The 16,293-nt window shown below is 70.6% G+C and carries 12 protein-coding genes; 3 read left to right on the top strand and 9 right to left on the bottom strand.

Annotated elements, in window-relative coordinates; genetic code table 11:
- Positions 1-3 precede the first annotated feature (3 nt).
- Genes ACFC0G_RS21000 through ACFC0G_RS20990 form a run of 3 tightly spaced genes read right to left on the bottom strand, consistent with a single transcriptional unit; the run spans position 4 to position 3,449 of the window.
- The gene (locus tag ACFC0G_RS21000; protein ID WP_376405362.1) at positions 4-678 is read right to left on the bottom strand and encodes a hypothetical protein; all 675 of its coding nucleotides are present in this window, start codon (positions 676-678) and stop codon (positions 4-6) included.
- A gap of 2 nt (positions 679-680) precedes the next feature.
- Positions 681-3,005: a hypothetical protein gene (locus ACFC0G_RS20995; RefSeq protein WP_376405360.1), complete on the bottom strand. Its 2,325-nt coding sequence runs from the start codon at positions 3,003-3,005 to the stop codon at positions 681-683.
- 15 nt (positions 3,006-3,020) lie between these two features.
- The gene (locus tag ACFC0G_RS20990; protein WP_376405358.1) at positions 3,021-3,449 is read right to left on the bottom strand and encodes a hypothetical protein; all 429 of its coding nucleotides are present in this window, start codon (positions 3,447-3,449) and stop codon (positions 3,021-3,023) included.
- Positions 3,450-4,009: 560 nt separating this feature from the next.
- On the opposite strand from ACFC0G_RS20990, the gene ACFC0G_RS20985 reads away from it, so the two are divergent.
- The 3 genes from ACFC0G_RS20985 to ACFC0G_RS20975 are packed head-to-tail and all read left to right on the top strand — an operon-like array spanning position 4,010 to position 9,343.
- Positions 4,010-4,942, top strand: coding sequence for a serine/threonine protein kinase (locus tag ACFC0G_RS20985; protein WP_376405752.1), 933 nt, complete (start codon positions 4,010-4,012; stop codon positions 4,940-4,942).
- Positions 4,943-4,997: 55 nt separating this feature from the next.
- Positions 4,998-7,190, top strand: coding sequence for a protein kinase (locus tag ACFC0G_RS20980; RefSeq protein ID WP_376405356.1), 2,193 nt, complete (start codon positions 4,998-5,000; stop codon positions 7,188-7,190).
- A 53-nt stretch (positions 7,191-7,243) separates the two neighbouring features.
- Positions 7,244-9,343, top strand: a complete 2,100-nt coding sequence (locus ACFC0G_RS20975) for a protein kinase (RefSeq protein ID WP_376405354.1) — start codon at positions 7,244-7,246, stop codon at positions 9,341-9,343.
- Positions 9,344-9,384: 41 nt separating this feature from the next.
- On the opposite strand, the gene ACFC0G_RS20970 is transcribed toward ACFC0G_RS20975, so the two are convergent.
- From ACFC0G_RS20970 to ACFC0G_RS20945, 6 genes are all read right to left on the bottom strand, one after another.
- Positions 9,385-10,011: a hypothetical protein gene (locus tag ACFC0G_RS20970; protein WP_376405352.1), complete on the bottom strand. Its 627-nt coding sequence runs from the start codon at positions 10,009-10,011 to the stop codon at positions 9,385-9,387.
- Positions 10,012-10,045: 34 nt separating this feature from the next.
- Entirely contained in the window at positions 10,046-12,367 is a 2,322-nt protein-coding gene (locus ACFC0G_RS20965; protein WP_376405350.1) for a hypothetical protein, read from the bottom strand.
- 51 nt (positions 12,368-12,418) lie between these two features.
- Positions 12,419-12,835 (bottom strand): hypothetical protein, encoded by a 417-nt coding sequence (locus tag ACFC0G_RS20960; protein WP_376405348.1) that lies wholly within the window; start codon positions 12,833-12,835, stop codon positions 12,419-12,421.
- Positions 12,836-12,887: 52 nt separating this feature from the next.
- On the bottom strand, positions 12,888-14,066 hold the full coding sequence (gene mycP / locus ACFC0G_RS20955) for a type VII secretion-associated serine protease mycosin (protein WP_376405750.1): 1,179 nt from the start codon (positions 14,064-14,066) through the stop codon (positions 12,888-12,890).
- A gap of 77 nt (positions 14,067-14,143) precedes the next feature.
- Positions 14,144-15,628: a hypothetical protein gene (locus ACFC0G_RS20950; protein ID WP_376405346.1), complete on the bottom strand. Its 1,485-nt coding sequence runs from the start codon at positions 15,626-15,628 to the stop codon at positions 14,144-14,146.
- 92 nt (positions 15,629-15,720) lie between these two features.
- Positions 15,721-16,194 (bottom strand): hypothetical protein, encoded by a 474-nt coding sequence (locus ACFC0G_RS20945; protein ID WP_376405344.1) that lies wholly within the window; start codon positions 16,192-16,194, stop codon positions 15,721-15,723.
- Positions 16,195-16,293 lie beyond the last annotated feature (99 nt).

The following is a 16,293-nucleotide window of genomic DNA, read 5'->3' as shown; positions in this document are numbered from 1 at the left end:
TCCTCACGGAAGCAGGTCGTCGGGGACCGTGACCTTCTCCTCGCAGCCCAGGAGCTCGCGCGTGCTCTCGGCGAGGGACTTCAGGAGCTGCTCCGTCGACACGGCCGGGTCGCCGGCCTTCCGGGCCTCGTCGTTCACCGCCACCTGGAGCGGCAGCTCCCGCCCCTGGCCGGTGGCCGTGCCCGGGACCGTGCAGGGCATGACGAGCGGCGTTCCCCAGGTGTCGGGCCGGGAGGCCACGTACACCCCGTCCGCGACCGCGCGCCAGCGGAGCCTGCCGTCACCGGACTTCACGAAGTCGATGTCGTACATCGACCATCCGACGGTGCCGGTGACGCGAGCCGTGGCCCCGTCCTTTTCGCCCTCCATCTCGCACGGGTGGAACGTGGTGCGCTGGAGGTCGTCCTTGCCGGCGGTCCAGCCGCGCGCCTCCGTGACCAGGCGTTCCTTCATCTCCGGGAGCGAGCGGTCGAACGGGCGGAACCCGTCGCCCAGATCGGCCTGCACCGCGTCGACGTTGGCCGTGCCGAAGACCTCCTGGCAGGTCTTGAGCGCCGTCGGCGACACGGCATCCGTCGCGTTCGGCGCCGGGGAGTCCCCGCCGCCGCAGGCCGCCGCCGAGAGCACGACGGCGAGCACGACGGCACTCCTGCCCACCCACCCGCTGGTGACCGACATGCTCACCTGACCTTCTGTTCGGTGCCGCTGACGAGCTGCTCGCCATCGAGATAGGCGCCCCTCGCGTCGTCGAGGAACGCACGCCGCTCGGCCTCCGTCATGCCGGTGGCCTCCGCGTAGTTCAGCAACGGGCTCATGGCACTGCCGCGCCCTGCCTCCCGTGTGGAGCCGATCGACACCCGCGCCTCGTCGTCGTTCTTGAACTCGTTGTCCTTGAGGTACTCAAGGGTGCCGGACGCGTACGACGTACTGACGGTCGACCCGACGCTCTCCATGATGATCGGCACGACGGTGGCCGCCACGACACCCGCCGCGGGGCCGAGCACGACGGCCGAGCCCACGCCCACGACCGCGGCGACACCGCCGCTGACCGCGGACTTCCGCCACTCGGCCTGCTGCTCCAGGGCCAGGTTCTTCTTGTCCTCGTCGTCCTTGAAGTCCTCGGCGATCTGGGTGACGCGCGACTCGTCGAGGACGCCGTGGACGAGGGAGCCGTTCTTGGCGAACGCCATCGCGTCGTCCCGGTCCCCCTCCAGCGCCTTGATGCCGCTCGCCTCGAAGACCTGCTGGGCCGCCGACATGCTCTTGTACGCGTCCTCGTCGCCCGCGACGCCCTTCATGAACTCCAGCGACGCGTTGAACCCGAAGTCCGTCCGCTTGCTGCCGTCGCTGCTGTTCCCGAAGAGCTCGTCCCGGTTGTACGCGTCTCCCGTGCCGCCGAAGTTCATCATCGAGTAGTTCAGGTCGTCGATGTAGGCCGCGCCCATGTTGCCCAGGCTGTCCATCATCGCCTTGTGCTGCTCCCGCAGTTCGGTGCTCGAACCGTAGGAGTCGATGACCTGCTTCATGATCTCGGCGGACTTCTCGTCGCGGTGCAGCTCGGGGGTGGGGTCGTCCCAGCCGTGACCCGTGGTCGCCGCCTCCAGGGCGTGGCCGAGGGCGTCCGGCATGTAGGCCGCGGTCTTCTTCCAGTCGTCCGGGTTGTGGCCCTCGATGTCGGGGAAGAAGTCGTACTCCTTGTTCTGGAAGTAGTCCAGGTAGCCCTTCTGGTTCCCGTCCTTCTTCGGGTCCAGGTCGACGGTGCCGCCGAGGCTGCCGTCCTTGTTGTAGGACGTCGGCTCCTTGGAGAAGTACTCCTTCGACGCGTCCGGGCTGTGCCCCAGCGCCTCCAGCATCGAGACCATCGGGTCGAAGCCGGAGCCGTTGACTCCCGACGGGTTGTACTGGTTCTGCAGCCCGCCGCTGACCATCGGCTTGCTGTTGGCGAAGAGGTACGGGTCCTTGGCGTGAAGCTGTGTGACGTGCTCCGCGATGGGGACCAGGAACTTCTTGTCGTAGTCGCCGTAGCGCATGATGCCGCCGAGCAACTGGTAGCCGAAGGCCGGGTTGTTGTCGTACTTGACGAGCGGGATGCGCTCCGTGCCGAGCTTGCGCATGTCCGTGGACCACTTGTCGGTCCAGGCGTCGCCGCCCTGCGTGGCCGTCGCCAGGTTGAGGCCCAGGTTCTTCTGGAGCTCCTGGACGTCCGCGAGGCGCTCCTTGTCGACCTTCGTGTAGTCGTACGTGTCCGTGGACAGCTGCCCGAAGAACTCCAGGGAGCCCTTCGGACCGAGACCGTCGTAGAAGTTCCTGGAGAACTCCTTCGAGCCGCTGTTGTCCTTCAGCAGCTCGTTGAGGCGCATCAGCTCCTCGTGGGAGATGTCCCGGCCCTTCTTGGCCAGGTCGACGGCGCGCTGCGCCTCCTCGGCGTCGAGGCTCGCGTACTTCGGGGCGCTGAAGTTGTTCTTGTCGCCGGTGATGTTGGCCTTGAGGGCGTTGGAGCAGGCCACGTCGGCCTCGGTGCAGACCTCCAGGATGGCCTTGATCCGCTCCTCCATCGCGTGGATGTCGGCGCGTTCCTTGCGCACCAGGTCCTGGAAGTCGGGGTCGTGCCGGGCCGCCGGGTCCTTGATGGCGGAGAGCGGCTCGCGGGCCGAGACGGTGCCGTCGGAGTTCACCCTGAAGCCCTTGGCGGGGGCGTCGGTCTCGGCGATCGTCGTCAGGTCGTCCTTCGCCTTCTTGAAGGCGTTGTAGCCGTCCTCCAGGACCTTGTGGATGCCGTCGGCGGCCTTCGCGGCGTCGTCGAACTCCTTGGCGGTCTTGTCCACGAACGGCTTCGTGACCTCGGCGTTCACCCCGCGCCAGTAGTCGTCCTTGGCCTTCGCGGCCATCGTCGTACGGGCGTCCTCGGCGAGCTTGTCCAGCTTGGCCTTCATCGCGGACCAGTCGTCGGCCGCGGCCTTCATCTTGTCGAGCGGCGCGTGGTGCACGTTGTCGTAGGTCAACACAGCAGGGCCCCCGGCCTACTTGAAGTACTCGTTGATCTTGGAGGCCGCCAGGGCCGCCTTGATGTCTTCCTCTTCCTTCGCGTGGGAGGCCGCGCTGTAGTCGAGGTGGTTGGAGATGTTGGCGCAGGCGTCGAGCAGCGTGTTCAGCTGCGAGCTCCACGTCTCCTGCACGGTCGACATCGCGGAGCCCGTGAGGAAGCCGTTGCTCGACATGCCCGTCGCGGCCTCCGTGGTGTTCGTGCGCGCGTGGTTCCCGTCCTTGACCAGCCGGCCGTGCAGGGCGTACGCGGCGCTGCCGATGGCCCCGAGCTTGTCCTGGTCGACGCTGAGGTCGGCACTGCCGCCACCGCCGCCACCGGGCTCCGGGGCGACCTGGTTGAGCCTCATGCTCACGTTGGTCGCGGATGTGGACCGGACCGACGCCCACTCCTCTTCGAACGACATGCTCTCCCCCGTGCGGTGATCGCGCCGACGATCGCGTGGTGATCGTTCCGGCTTCGCCTCAGCAAGTTCCGTGCCCACGGAATCACGGCGATCGTAGTCCCACGACCATGCGTTCGAGCACTCCTCACCGGGAAAACCCTCACGGAAAGAGATCTCCACGACGCTTCACCGCGCACACGGGCCCACTTCACCTTCGCAACCCGGACAGCCTCGGACGTTCCGGGCCCGCCCCTCCCCGGCCCGTACGCCGCCGGGGTCCGCCGCCCTCCCCCGCCCCGCCGCGGAGGCCGGCCGCCTCGATAGGCTCGACCCGCCCCGGGGCCGCCCCGGGAGCCAACGCAACGCCAGCCGCAACAGCCAGTGGCAACAAACGGTCACGACAAGCAGCGGCAACAAGCAGTGGCAACGAGCAGTCGCAGCAACAGGGGGACTCACCGGTGGAACGGTCGCGCACGCAGGGGGACGCCGCACCGTCAGGGGCGGCGCCGCGGACGGCCCCGAACCAGCCCGCGGCCCCGAACCGGCCCGCGGCGGACCGGCCCTCGGCCCCGGACCGGCGGATCGGCCCGTACCGGCTGATCACCCGCCTCGACCCGCCCGGCTCCGCCGTCCCCTGCCGCCGCTTCGTGGCCCGCACCCCCGACGGCGGCCGTACGGTCCTGCTGAGCGCCCCGCTGCCCGGCACCGACCCGGCGCGCTTCGCCGCCGAGGCCACGGCGGCCCGGCACCTCCTCGGCCCCTGGATCACCCCGGTGACGGACCTCGCCGACCCGGCCGATCCGACCGCCCCCGCCTGGTACGCGAGCCCGTACCTGCCCGCGCTCCCACTCCCCGTAGCCCTCGCCGTCCACGGCGGCCCGCTGCCCGAGGCGACCGTCCGGGCCGTCGGCGCCGCCCTCGCCGAGGGCCTCGCCGCCGCGCACTCCCAGGGCCTCACGCACGCCGGGGTCTCCCCCGCCGCGGTCCTGCTCACCGCCGACGGGCCGAAGCTGAGCTGCTTCGGCGCGGTACGGGCCGCCGCGGCCGACGGCGAGCCGCGCACCGGCCTGCCGGGCCTCGAACCGGGGTCGCTCGCCCCCGAACAGGCCTCGGGCGGCCGGCCGCGACCCCCGGGCGACGTCTTCGCGCTCGGCGCCGTCCTCGCGTACGCCGCCACCGGCCACACCGTGCCCGAACGCGAGGAACTCCCGCCCGCCCTGCGCCAGGTGGTCTCCTCCTGCCTGGCCCGCGACCCGGCCGACCGCCCCACGGCGGCCGCCCTGATGGCCGCGCTCGCGCCGCCGACCGCGCACCAGACGGTGCTGAACTCGGCCGGCACTCTGCTCGTCCCCGGCTGGCTGCCGGGCCGGGTGGTCGCCGCACTCGCCCGCCAGTCGGCGGAACTGCTCGCCGCCAAACTCCCGGCGGTACCGGACGCGCAGGCGCACACGACCCCCGCGAACCACGCGAACCACGCGGACCACGCGGACCACGCGACACGGGCCCGCACCTGAAGCCGAACCGGCACCACCGACCCTCCCCCCTCCTCGATCCGACGGACCTGACCTCATGCTGTCGCCCCTGACCCACGACGACCCGGCCGCCGTCGCCACGTACCGACTCCTCGCCCGCCTCGGCTCCGGCGGCATGGGCACGGTCTACCTGGCGCGCACGCCCGGCGGCCGCACGGTCGCCCTCAAGACCGTGCACGCCCGGCTCGCCACCGACCCCGCCTTCCGCGCCCGCTTCCGACTGGAGACGGACGCCGCGCGGATCATCGGCGCGCGCCACGGCGCGGCCGTCGTCGACGCCGACCCGCTCGCCGAGACCCCGTGGCTGGCCACCGAGTACGTCCTCGGCCCGCCGCTCGACGACGCCGTCGCGCTCGGCGGCCCGCTCCCCGAGCCGACCGTCCGCGCCCTCGGCGCCGCGCTCGCCGGAGCCCTCGCGCAGCTGCACTCCTCGGACGTGGTCCACCGCGACCTGAAGCCCTCGAACGTCCTCGTCACCGCCTACGGCCCGAAGATCATCGACTTCGGCATCGCCCGCGCGGCCGGCGACGACCACCTGACCCGTACGGGAGCGGCGGCCGGCACGCCCGCGTTCATGTCGCCGGAGCAGGCGAGCGGCCAGGAACACCCCCCGGCGGGCGACGTGTTCGCGCTCGCCGGCGTACTCGTCTTCGCCGCCACCGGCCACGGCCCCTTCGGAACGGGCTCGCCGGCCGACCTCCTGTACCGCGTGCGGTACGCCGAGCCCGACCTCGGCGGCGTACCGGAGGCGCTGCTGCCGCTCCTGACGGCCTGCCTGTCCAAGGACCCGACGGCCCGCCCCACCACCGCCGACCTGACCACCCATCTCCACGACGGCCACGGCGAGTTCGCCGACCACCTGCCGCCCCTCGTCCTCGCCGACATCGCCCGCCGCGCGACGGACGTCTGGCTCCACGCACCGCACCGCCTCCCGGTCCCGGCGGGAGCCGCGACCGCGGAGACCGCCCCGGACACCCCGCTCTCCCGCCGCCGCGCCCTCACCCTGGGCGGAGGCTCCCTCCTCGGCGTCGCGGGGGCGGGCGCGGGAGTGTGGGCGTGGCTGAACTCCCGGGACACAGACGCCGATACAGCCAAGGGCGGCGCCCCGACCCCGACCGGCCCCACGGCCGTCCCCGCCCCGACGGCCGCCGACGGCGCGCCCGCGCCGCTGTGGCAGGCCTCGGTCCTCGACCGCGAGGAGAGCATCACCCCGCTGCTGGCCGGTACCGATGTCGTGGGCTTCGCCGAGACGGTCTCCTTCCGCGCCGTCGACACGAAGAGCGGCAGCGAACTCTGGGCCGACTCCATGGTCATGGAACCCCACCAGATCACCACCGACGGCACGAACTACTACGCCTCCGACGGCAACTTCGAGGGCCCCGGCGCCCTGAAGATCCGCACGCTCGCGGCGCGCACCGGCAAGGAAGCGGCCAAGACGATCGAGCTGAAGGGCATCGACGGGACGACCACGGAGCTCCTCACCGCGGTCGGCGGCATCCTCTTCACCGCCTCGCGCCTGGGCAAACGGGAACTCGACTCGGACGCGAACCAGGTCGGCTGGCACCTGCTCGCCGTCAACCTGCGCACGGGCAAGGAGGCGTGGCGACAGCCGTACGCATGGGACGGCGTCCGCCCGTGGCTCGCCCAGGTCGTCGGCGACCAGCTGATCCTCGGCAAGAACAGCGGCGACCTCGACTCCTTCCTGGTCCAGTCGAGGGACGTGCGCACGGGCCGGCAGCTGTGGAAGCGACGGCTTCCGCTGACGGAGTCGTCCGGCTTCGTCCCCGGCCAGCTCGCCACCGACGACCGGCACGTCTACACGGGCGGCGACCGCCTTCGGGCCGTGCGCCTGACGGACGGGGCGGTCGCCTGGGAGTACGGCAGCGGTAACGACCCCTTCGCCTACGGAATGCCCGCTGTCACGGACGACCTCGTCTACACGAACGCGAGCGGCAAGGGGCTCGTGGCCGTCAGTACGGGCAAGGGCGCCGAGTTCTGGGCGGAGAAACCCGGCAGCCGTTCCTTGACCCCGCACTTCTACTACCGGCCGATCATCGGAAAGAAGTACGTCTACGCGCCGGTGCGGGGAGGTCTGAGCGCGGTCGACCTGTCGACCCGCCGCTCGGCCTGGGTTGTCCCGACGGACGCCACGCGGTACGTCGTCGACAAGGAGCGGACCCGCATCATCGGGGCCGGCGAGTCGTCGGTCGTGGCGATCCCCTTCGCCTGAGCACGCCCTCGCCTAGCTCTACCTCCACCTCCACCAACCGGAAAGCACCCTCCGTGACCACGCAGCCCCTCGCCACCGGCGACCCGCTCCGGCTCGGCCCGTACCGCCTGCTCGGCGTCCTCGGCGAGGGCGGCATGGGCAAGGTGTACGTCGGCCGCGACGCCTCCGGAGCCCCCGCCGCCGTCAAGGTCCTCCGCCCCGAGCTCGCCCACGACCAGCACCTCGCCCAGCGCTTCGTCCGCGAGGCCGACATGGCGCGGGCCGTCACGAGCCACGGCGTGGCCCGGGTCCTCGACGCGCAGACGGAGGGCGGGCGGCCGTGGATCGCCGCCGAGTTCCTCGCCGGTCCGACGCTGGACGTCGCGGTCCGCGCGTACGGGCCGATGGACGTGCCGACGGTCCGTGCCCTCGCCGCTCAGCTCGCCCGCACCCTCCACGACATCCACGCCGCCGGGCTCGTCCACCGCGACCTGAAGCCCGCGAACATCGTGCTCACCTCGACCGGTCCGCGGATCATCGACTTCGGCATCGCCCGCCCCGAGCACGGGCTCACCCTCACGACGACCGGCCAGATCCCGGTCACCCCCGGGTACGGGGCGCCGGAGCAGGTCCTCGGGCAGCGCGTCGGTCCGGCCTCCGACGTCTTCTCGCTCGGTGCTGTCCTCGCGTACGCGGCGAGCGGCCGGCGCACCTTCGACGCCGCCCATGTGGCGGCGGTGCAGTACGAGGTCGTCCACGGCACCCCGGACCTGAGCCTGGTGCCGCCGGAGCTCCAGGAGCTGATCGGCCCGTGCCTGGCGAAGGACCCTGCGTTCCGCCCGGCTCCGCCGCAGGTGGCCCTGGCCTTCGCCCCGCCGAAGGGCGCCGACCGGGCCTGGCGCAAGGGCCCGCTCGCCGAGGACATCAAGCGGCGCGAGACCGCCACGAAGCGCCTCGCGGCCCCCGAGGAGACCGCCGTACCCGGCGCAAGGCCGTCCCGGCGCCGCTTCCTCACCGGCGCGGCCGTGGGCGTGGCCGTCCTGGGCACCGGTGGCGGGGCGGGCGCCTGGTGGCTGAACCGCGGCGAGCCGAAGTCACCGACAGCCGACGTGCCGCCCGCCGTGCCGACCCCCGAGGCCGCCTTCGTCTCGATCATCGACAGCCCTTACGGCGAGGTCCCGAAGCCCTTGTGGGGGCCCCAGGACGTCACGGCGGCCGACGGAGAACTCCCCCTGCCCGTACGGGACGTGGTCATCGTGCAGGCGAGGACGGGCGGTCTGCTCGCGCTCTCCGTGACGACCGGCAAGGAGCGGTGGCGGGCCAAGGAGATCGACGCCGACGCCGGCTACGTCTCCGTCGCCGACCGGCTCGTCGTGGGCGTCGACAAGAACGGCGTCGCCCACGCCTTCGTCGCCTCGACCGGAAAGCCCGTCTGGCAGACCCAGAACGACGTCGACGACCTCCTCGCCGCCGACGACACCCACGTCTACCTGGTGTCGAAGGACAACGAGCTGCGGGCGGTCAACGCCTGGACCCTCGCCACCACCTGGACGCGCCCGATGACGTCCCCCCGCTCCCACAACGGCCCGGCGAAGGCCGCCGTGGGCAGGAAGCGGCTCGTCATCCACGGCAGGGACGGCTACGTCGCCGGGCTCTACACCGAGACGGGCGAGACGGACTGGGAGGTCAAGAACCTGGGCACCGACGGCCAGGCTCCCGTGCTCGGCGACAACACCGCCTACCTCGGCGGCCGCAAGCTCACCGCCCGCCGCCTCGACCGCGGCGACTTCCTGTGGGAGGAAGAGGCCAAGAACGACACGGGGCCGGGCTGGAGCACACCGGCCCTCGACGGCGACTACATCATCGCGGCCGACGGCTACAACATCTACCGCTACAGCACCATGCTGGACATCCGCTTCCCCGTCTCGGACTGGTACGACGTCCTGGACGGCACGGGCGTCGGCAACGTCAACCCCCCTGTCGTGGCGGGCTCGACGGTCTGGCTCCACGCGCCCGACAACAGCCATGTCCAGGTCATCCACAAGACCACCCACGAGCATCTCTTCGTCGCGAAGATGCAGCGCGAGGGTGCCTACCAGCTGGCGAGTGACGGCAACCGCGTCTTCATCGCCCGCGGCGGCCGGATCTACGCGATGCCGGCCTACGGGCAGTGACCCGCTTGCGGACGGTGAAACGCAGCGGTTGAGCGATCTCCTCAGGACGTCGGGTTCGCGGTGGGCGAGGGAACGCCCGTCGCGAGCCCGTCGTCCTCACAGCCCAGCTCCGCGGAGACCTGCCGGGCCGCCGCGTTGGCGAGGGTGATCAGGCGGGTGCGCTGCGCCAGGTCCGTGTCTGGGACACCTGCCGGGCCCCAGATGGTCGTCTCGACGACGATCTCGTGGGCGGGCGCCTTGAGGCGGCAGGAGAAGTAGACAGAACCCAGGCTGGAGGAGGTGAAGGCCTCAAGTCCCGAGGTGTAGGAGGTCACCTTCGGGGCAAGCTTCGGGCCCAGATACGGACCCTTCCCCACCGCGCCCACCTCGATCTTGAGGTTCTTCGGTCCCCCCTCGGCGGGCAGGAGGCCGCAGTACGTCACCGGCTGGGGCCGGTAGGAGTCGGCCCACGGCGCGGCCGCGTCGTCACGCAATCTGTCGAGAGCCTTGTCCGGCTTCGAGTAGTTGTCCTCGAAGCGGTCACCGCCCAGGACGGCCTTGAGCGCCGCCGTGGAGGCCGCGTCCTTGGCGAAGCCACCGCAGGCCTCCGCCGCAGTCAGGCCCTCCGGTTCCTTCGTGCCCTCCCCGCTGCCGCCGCCAGAACAGCTCGCGAGAGCAGCAACTGCCACGACCGCACCAATAATTGCCAGCGCAGGCCTCACGTCAGTCCTTCTTCTCATACGGGTCGGGGAGGTTGTTGTCCTGGGCGTGGAGGCGTGCGGTCCGGGTGTAGTTGACCAGCTCCTCCCTGAGGTAGCGGCGCTCCTCAGTACTCCAGGCGGGGTCCGTCGCGTAGGCGACACCCGGCCTGAGCGAGTTCTCCTTGCCGCTATCCAGCGCCTCGGCCTTCAGGTCGTCCGACTTCTTCTTGAGCAGCTCGTCCTTCTCGTACTTCTCCGCCATGTCATCGGCTTCCATCCCGATGAAGGTCGTCACCGCGCCGCCCACCGTCTCCGCGGCCAGCGGTACGAGTACGCCACCGGCGCCGCCGGTCAGGGCGACGACACCGCCCGCCGCGACCGCGCCGACCCCGAACTTGACCCATTCGGTCGACTTGGCAACGGCCTTCTTGTGCTCCTCGGAGTCCTTCTCGTAGTCTGCGTCGATCTGCGCCATGCGGGACCCGTCCATGATCCCCTGCGCCTCCGACCCGATCCGCAGAGTCGTCCGCGCGTCCGTGAGATCTCTCTCGTCGAAATCCGTGCCCGGCTTCGGGCCCACCTGATCGAGAACGCTCGTCGTGTACAGCGACTCGGCCGCGGAGAGTGTCGAGTGACCGGACTCGCTCTGCGACACGATGCCCATGAAATTGATGGCGTCGCCACGGTTCCAGAGCAGTCCGGTGTCGAACTCCTCGCCGAACCGGGACTTGCCCTTGGCGTCGTTGTTGCCGAAGGGGGAGCCGTCCACCTCCTCCATCGTCGAGTCGCTGTCCGTCTCCAGAGAGCGGTTCAGCTCGTCGACGTAGGCCGCGCCCATCTTGCCGAGGCTGTCGTCGATGCCCGGCTGCTCGTGCATGTACTTCGGGTCGCTGCCGTACCGCTCGACGACCTTCTGCATGACCTCCGCGTTCTCCTTGGTCCGCACATCCTTGAGGCCCTCGCCCTCGGCGTCGGACGGGTGGCCGGTGGTCGCGGACTCCAGGGCGTGACCGAGCGCGTTGTAGCCGGGCTCCTTGGTCCTGTCACCCTTGTCGTTGAGCTCCTCGGGCCACTCGCGGTCCTTCGTGAAGTAGTCGAAGGGGTCGATCTTCTTGTTGTCCTTGGAGTTCTCGGGCGTGACGTCGATGCTGCTGTTGAAGAAGTCCGTCGACGCCTTGGGGTTGTGCCCGAGCCCCTCCATGAAACCGATCATGGGGTCGTTGCCGAGGTCGCCGCCCTGCCAGTTCAGGTGGGACGGCATGCCGTTCATCGCGTGCCAGGCGCGGTCGGCGGGCAGCCGGCCGTCATGCGTCATCTTCCGCTCGGTGGTGACGAGCCCGTTGCCGTAGTCCTTGAGGAACTTGTCGTCGTAGTCGCCGACCCGCATCAGGTTGCTCATGACCTGGAAGCCGTACGGGCTGGTGCCGCGCGTCTGGATGGGCTCGCTGCCGGCCTTGATGACGTCGGCCTTCCACTGCTCCATCTCGGGGCTGGTGGAATGGGTCGCGGTGGCGAGCGTCAGACTCCAGTTCGTCTGGAGTTCCTTCAGCTTGTCGCGGTGGTCGACACCGAGGCGCGAGCCGTCGCTCGGGTCGCCCATGTCGGCCCAGTACTCCATGGAGCCCTTCGGTCCGACTTCCAGGGCGAACTTCTCGGCGAAGTACGGGTCCTTCTGGTTGGCCTTGAAGAGGGCGTTGAGCTTGTCGATCTCCGCCGGGGTGGCCTCGTCGCCCTTCTTGTACAGCTCGTACGCGGCGTGCGCGTCCTCGGCGTCCTGCACCTTCGAGGCGGCGGCGAGCGAGTCGTACTTCGTGCCGGAGAAGTTGTTCTTGTCCGGACCGACGAGTCCGCGCAAGGCGCGGGACGCCACGTCGTCGGCGTTGTTGGCCCGGTCGATCGCGGCCTTGATCGCCGCGGACATGGCCTCGAAGTCGGCCACCTCGGGCTTGGGCCCGTCGTAGTCCTTGGACCGGCTGTCGGGGCGGATCAGGTGGCTGACGGCGCCCTGTTGGTCGATACGCATCCCCTTGCCCGGGGCCTCCGCGACCAGCCTCTCCAGCTCGGTCTTCGCGGCCTGGAACTCGCTCTCCGCGTCCCGCAGGATGTTGCGGATGCTGGTCGCCTCGGTGAGGGCGTCGCCGAACTCCTTGGCGGTCTTCCTGACGAACGCCTGGGTCACCCCGGCGTTCTCACCCTTCCAGTCGGCCTTCTCGGCCTTGCTCTGGAGGCCGGTGTCGGCCTTCTCCTTGGACTTCTCCAGCTTGGACACCGCCTCCGACCAGCCCGTGACAGCCTCCTTGAGGCTGCCGAGATGGGCGTGGAGAACCTGGTCGAACTTCAGCATCTAACGTCCCTCGTCAGCCGTTCCCGTGTCGTGCTGTGCCGTGCCGTCGGCTTACTTGAAGTGTGCGTCGATCGTGGACATGGAGAAGTTCGTGATCAGCGTTTCCTCATGGTTGGCGTGGCTGACGACCGTGTCCTCAAGGTGGTTGTGGATGTGCGCGCAGGCGCTGAGGAGCGTCTCGCACTGGTCGCGCCATGTGTCCCACATGGTCCACATCGCCGACCCGGTCAGGAAGCCGTCTCCGTCGAGGCTCTTGGCCGCCGCGTCAGTCTGGGCGCCCGCGTGGAAGGCGTCCCGCTCGAACCAGTGGAAAAGCTCCTGGGCCTCGTTGCCGATGGCCTTGAGATCGGCGGAGGTCACCTTGTAGTCGCTGGGACCGCCACCCCCGCCCCCCTCGGCGGGCACGCCGTTGAGCCTCATGGCAGCTGCCTCGCTGCGGACTTGGCCCCACTCCTCGTCGAACGACATCTACTTCTTCTCCATGTGAGTCACGGACGTTCAGCGGCAGGGACGGACGGACTCAGCTCCGCCGCGAACGAAGTACGGATACGGCGACACCGGCACCGAGCAGCACGGCCGCACCGATCCCGAGCCCGATCCAGAGGCCGGTGTTGCCGCCTTCCTCGGCCGAGGCCTGCGGGGCCGGCGCGGGGGCCGCGGTGGTGGTCTCCACCGGACCGGGGTCGGCCGAGGGCAGGGTTTCCGGGGCGGAAGGCGTGGCGGTCGCGGCCTCGGTCAGGTCGTCGATCGGCCGGACGTCGGCCGGACCCGGGTCGCCGGGAGTCTTCAGCGTGCGAAGGGGGCGGATGGCCCCGTAGCCGATGAAGTCGCTGCGCTTGTCGCCGTCCTTGGGCCCGGCGATGGTGTTGAGCATGACCTTCAGGACCTGGTTGTTGGTCCAGTCGGGGTGCTTCGACCAGAGGAGCGCGGCGGCCGCGGAGGCGAGGGCGGTGGCGTCACTGGTACCGGTGGACTTGCAGACGCCGCCGTCGTCGCAGGCGGCGACGATGTCCTTGCCGGGGGCCACCATGTCGACCTGATCCCCGTGCTGGGACATCGGGATGTGCGTGAGCTTCTGATCGACCGCCCCGACGCCGACGACGCCGGGAGTGGCCCCCGGGTACTCCACGACGTTGCCCTTGTCGGCGGTGTTGCCGACGGACGCGAAGACGAGGGCCCCCTTGTCGAGGGCGTACTTCACCGCATCGGTGAGCTCCTGCGAGCCCGACTTGGCGCCTTGCGAGATGTTGATGACCTTGGCACCGGAGTCGACCGCGAAGCGGATGGCCTCGGGGGCCAGCTTGTTGAACTGCTTGTCCGCGTCGGCCATGCTGCGGTCCTGGTCCGGGGCCGGAAGCCGAACGGGGAGGATCTTCACCCCGGGGGCGAGGCCGAACGCCCCCGCGCCGCCGTTGGCCTTGCCCGTGCCGGCGATGATCCCCGCCATGCTCGTGCCGTGGCCTTCGACGTCGGTGTGTTCGTCCCCCGGCGCCTCGGGAGCCAGGTCCTTGCCGTCCAGCACCTGCCCCTGGAGGTCGGGGTGGGTGTCCTCGACGCCGCTGTCGATCACTGCGACCGTGACGCCCTTGCCCGTGCTGAGCTGCCAGATCTTCTCGGCGCCCATGGCGTCGAGGTGCCACTGCCGGTCTCGGATACCCGCCGCCTGGGCAGGGACGGAAGCGATGCCCACCAGCAGCATCCCCAAGGCGGCCGAGGCGGTGACTCGGGCACGGCTCCGACGCGTACTGCTGGTAGACATCTGCTTCCTCGCGCTGATCAGTCGATGACGGGCGGCGCCACGCGGCGGGTGCCCTGCTGCCAGGTTTCCTCGTCCTCGACAAGGTAGTCGGGACGCTCTCCGTTCGTGTCCTCGCGCTCGTCACCGGCCCGCGTGGTGCCTCCGCGCACGAGGCCGGAGCCGCCGGGCGTGAAGGGACGCGCGCCGCCCGCTGCGGTGCCGGGACGCTGCGCCTTGCCGCCGACGACCCCGCCGGTCTCACCGGCGAGGCGGCGACCGCCGCTGATGCCGTTCTGGCCGGCGCCCATGCCGCCCGTGGAACCGCCCATGCCGCCGCCCATGCCACGGCCCATGCCCGAGCCGTTGCGCCCGCCCTGCTCCGTGCCGATGGCGGTGGTGCGCGGGAGGCCGGTCGCGGGGCGCCCCTGCGTGCTCTGCACCTGGCGTCCGCCGCTGATGCCCTCGCGGGGAACGTTGAGGCCTGCGCGCTGGCCGCCGGTCACGGGACCGCGGGGGTTGCCGGTGCCTCCGGTGACGGGCCCGGTGGGCCCCACGGGACCCGGGCCGCCCTTCGAGGGGAACGGCGGCATGCCCGTGGTGACGAACGGAGGCGTACCGCCGTCCTTCGTGATCGGCGGCGGCGTGCCCTGCGTCGTCGGCCCCGGCCCGGTGGTGGTGTGGGTCGGGGACGGCAGCGTGTCCACGCTGTCGATGCCCAGGTCCACAGGAACCTCGGGCCGGACCTCGGTGCTGACGGGGGGCCGGTCGGTAGGCCGGATCACGTCCGTCGGCCCGGTCGTGTCGCCCTTCGGCGGGATCGTGGTCGTCTCGTGCGTGGACTGGGTGTCCGGCTGGGTGCGCGTGGTGTGCGTGCCCGTGCTCGTGTCCGTGCCCGTGGTGCGGCGGTCGCTCGTCGGGTACTGGACGCGCTCGGTCTCGCCCTGACGGCCGCGCCCGGGGTCCGGCGGAACGAACGCCCCCGGCGGCGGCGGGAACGTCGGCGGGACGTTGTTCTTCATGTTGGAGCTCGACCACTGGTACGCGGACGAGAGGCGCTCCATCTCGGCCGCCGCCGCCTCCTTGTTCGCCTTTTCCTTGGCCTCGATGGCGGCGAGCTCCTCGCTCGCGGCCATCTGGGACCGGGCGTTGCTGGCGATCGTCCGGGAGTCGGGATCGTTGCGGTACTTCAGCGCCGCTTCGAGGTTCTCCTTGGCGGACGCGTGGGACGTGTACCGGGGCACGGCGCTCTGCGCCGAGGCGATGGCCGCGGAGTTGTCCTCCATCCAGATGGCCCCGCGCTCGCTGTAATCCGCGAGCCCCTTGGTTGAGTTGGCCACGTTGGTGGCCCACTCGACGAAGGCCTTCTCGGCCTCGCCCTCCCAGTCCATGCGCCGCATGCTGGCGCTCAGTTCTTCGGCGATCCGCTCCAGCTGCACCGCGACCGACTTCAGCCGCTGTGCCGCGTCGCCGACGTAGAAACTGCTGGCCTCGTCCAGCCACGCCAGCATCTGCTGATGGGACATGCCGCGGAAGTTCGTTCCGCCGCCTCCGCCGCCCTCTGCAGGCCTCATGTCTCGCCTCTTCCCCGTGTCCCCGAAATTCCGTCCGCACCCGCCTACTGCAAGGAGGTGTCGCCCTCGGCGGCCTTGTCGCCGCTGCTCTCCGGCGCTCCACGGCCCGCTTCCTTGTCCGCCTTTTCCTTGGCGTCGAAGGTCCGCTGGTGGATGTCGATCATCTTGCGCTTGATGTCGTCGTCCATCTCCTCGAAGCCGTTCTTCGAGGCGACGACCGCGATCCCCAGGCCCTCCAGGCAGTCGTTGAGCAGGCCGGACAGCTCCACGAGGCGCGAGAGGGTCCCGTCGTACGCCGCGTAGGCGCCCTGGGCCTCGCCCCAGGCGGCGCCGCCGCCGCCGAACTGCGTGCGGGTCACCGGATTCTCGGCCTTCAACTTCCCGGGTTCGGCGTGCGAGCCCTGGAGGTCCTCGATGAGCCCCTCGACCTGCTTCCTGAAGGACTCCATGGAGTCGGCGCTGTACTTGACGGCCGCCGCCCGCATCCCGGACGCCATCCCACCCAACGAGGCTTCCATGCCGCGCTCCTCCCCCGTGTGAACCACCGTGCCGCGTCAACACCGTGCCGCGTCAACCAAGTCTAGGAGTTCACTGTAGTCAGGAACGACGACAGTCCG

The organism is Streptomyces sp. NPDC056169 (assembly GCF_042268445.1).
GTDB lineage: Bacteria > Actinomycetota > Actinomycetes > Streptomycetales > Streptomycetaceae > Streptomyces.
This window is presented reverse-complemented; position numbering and strand designations above follow the sequence as displayed.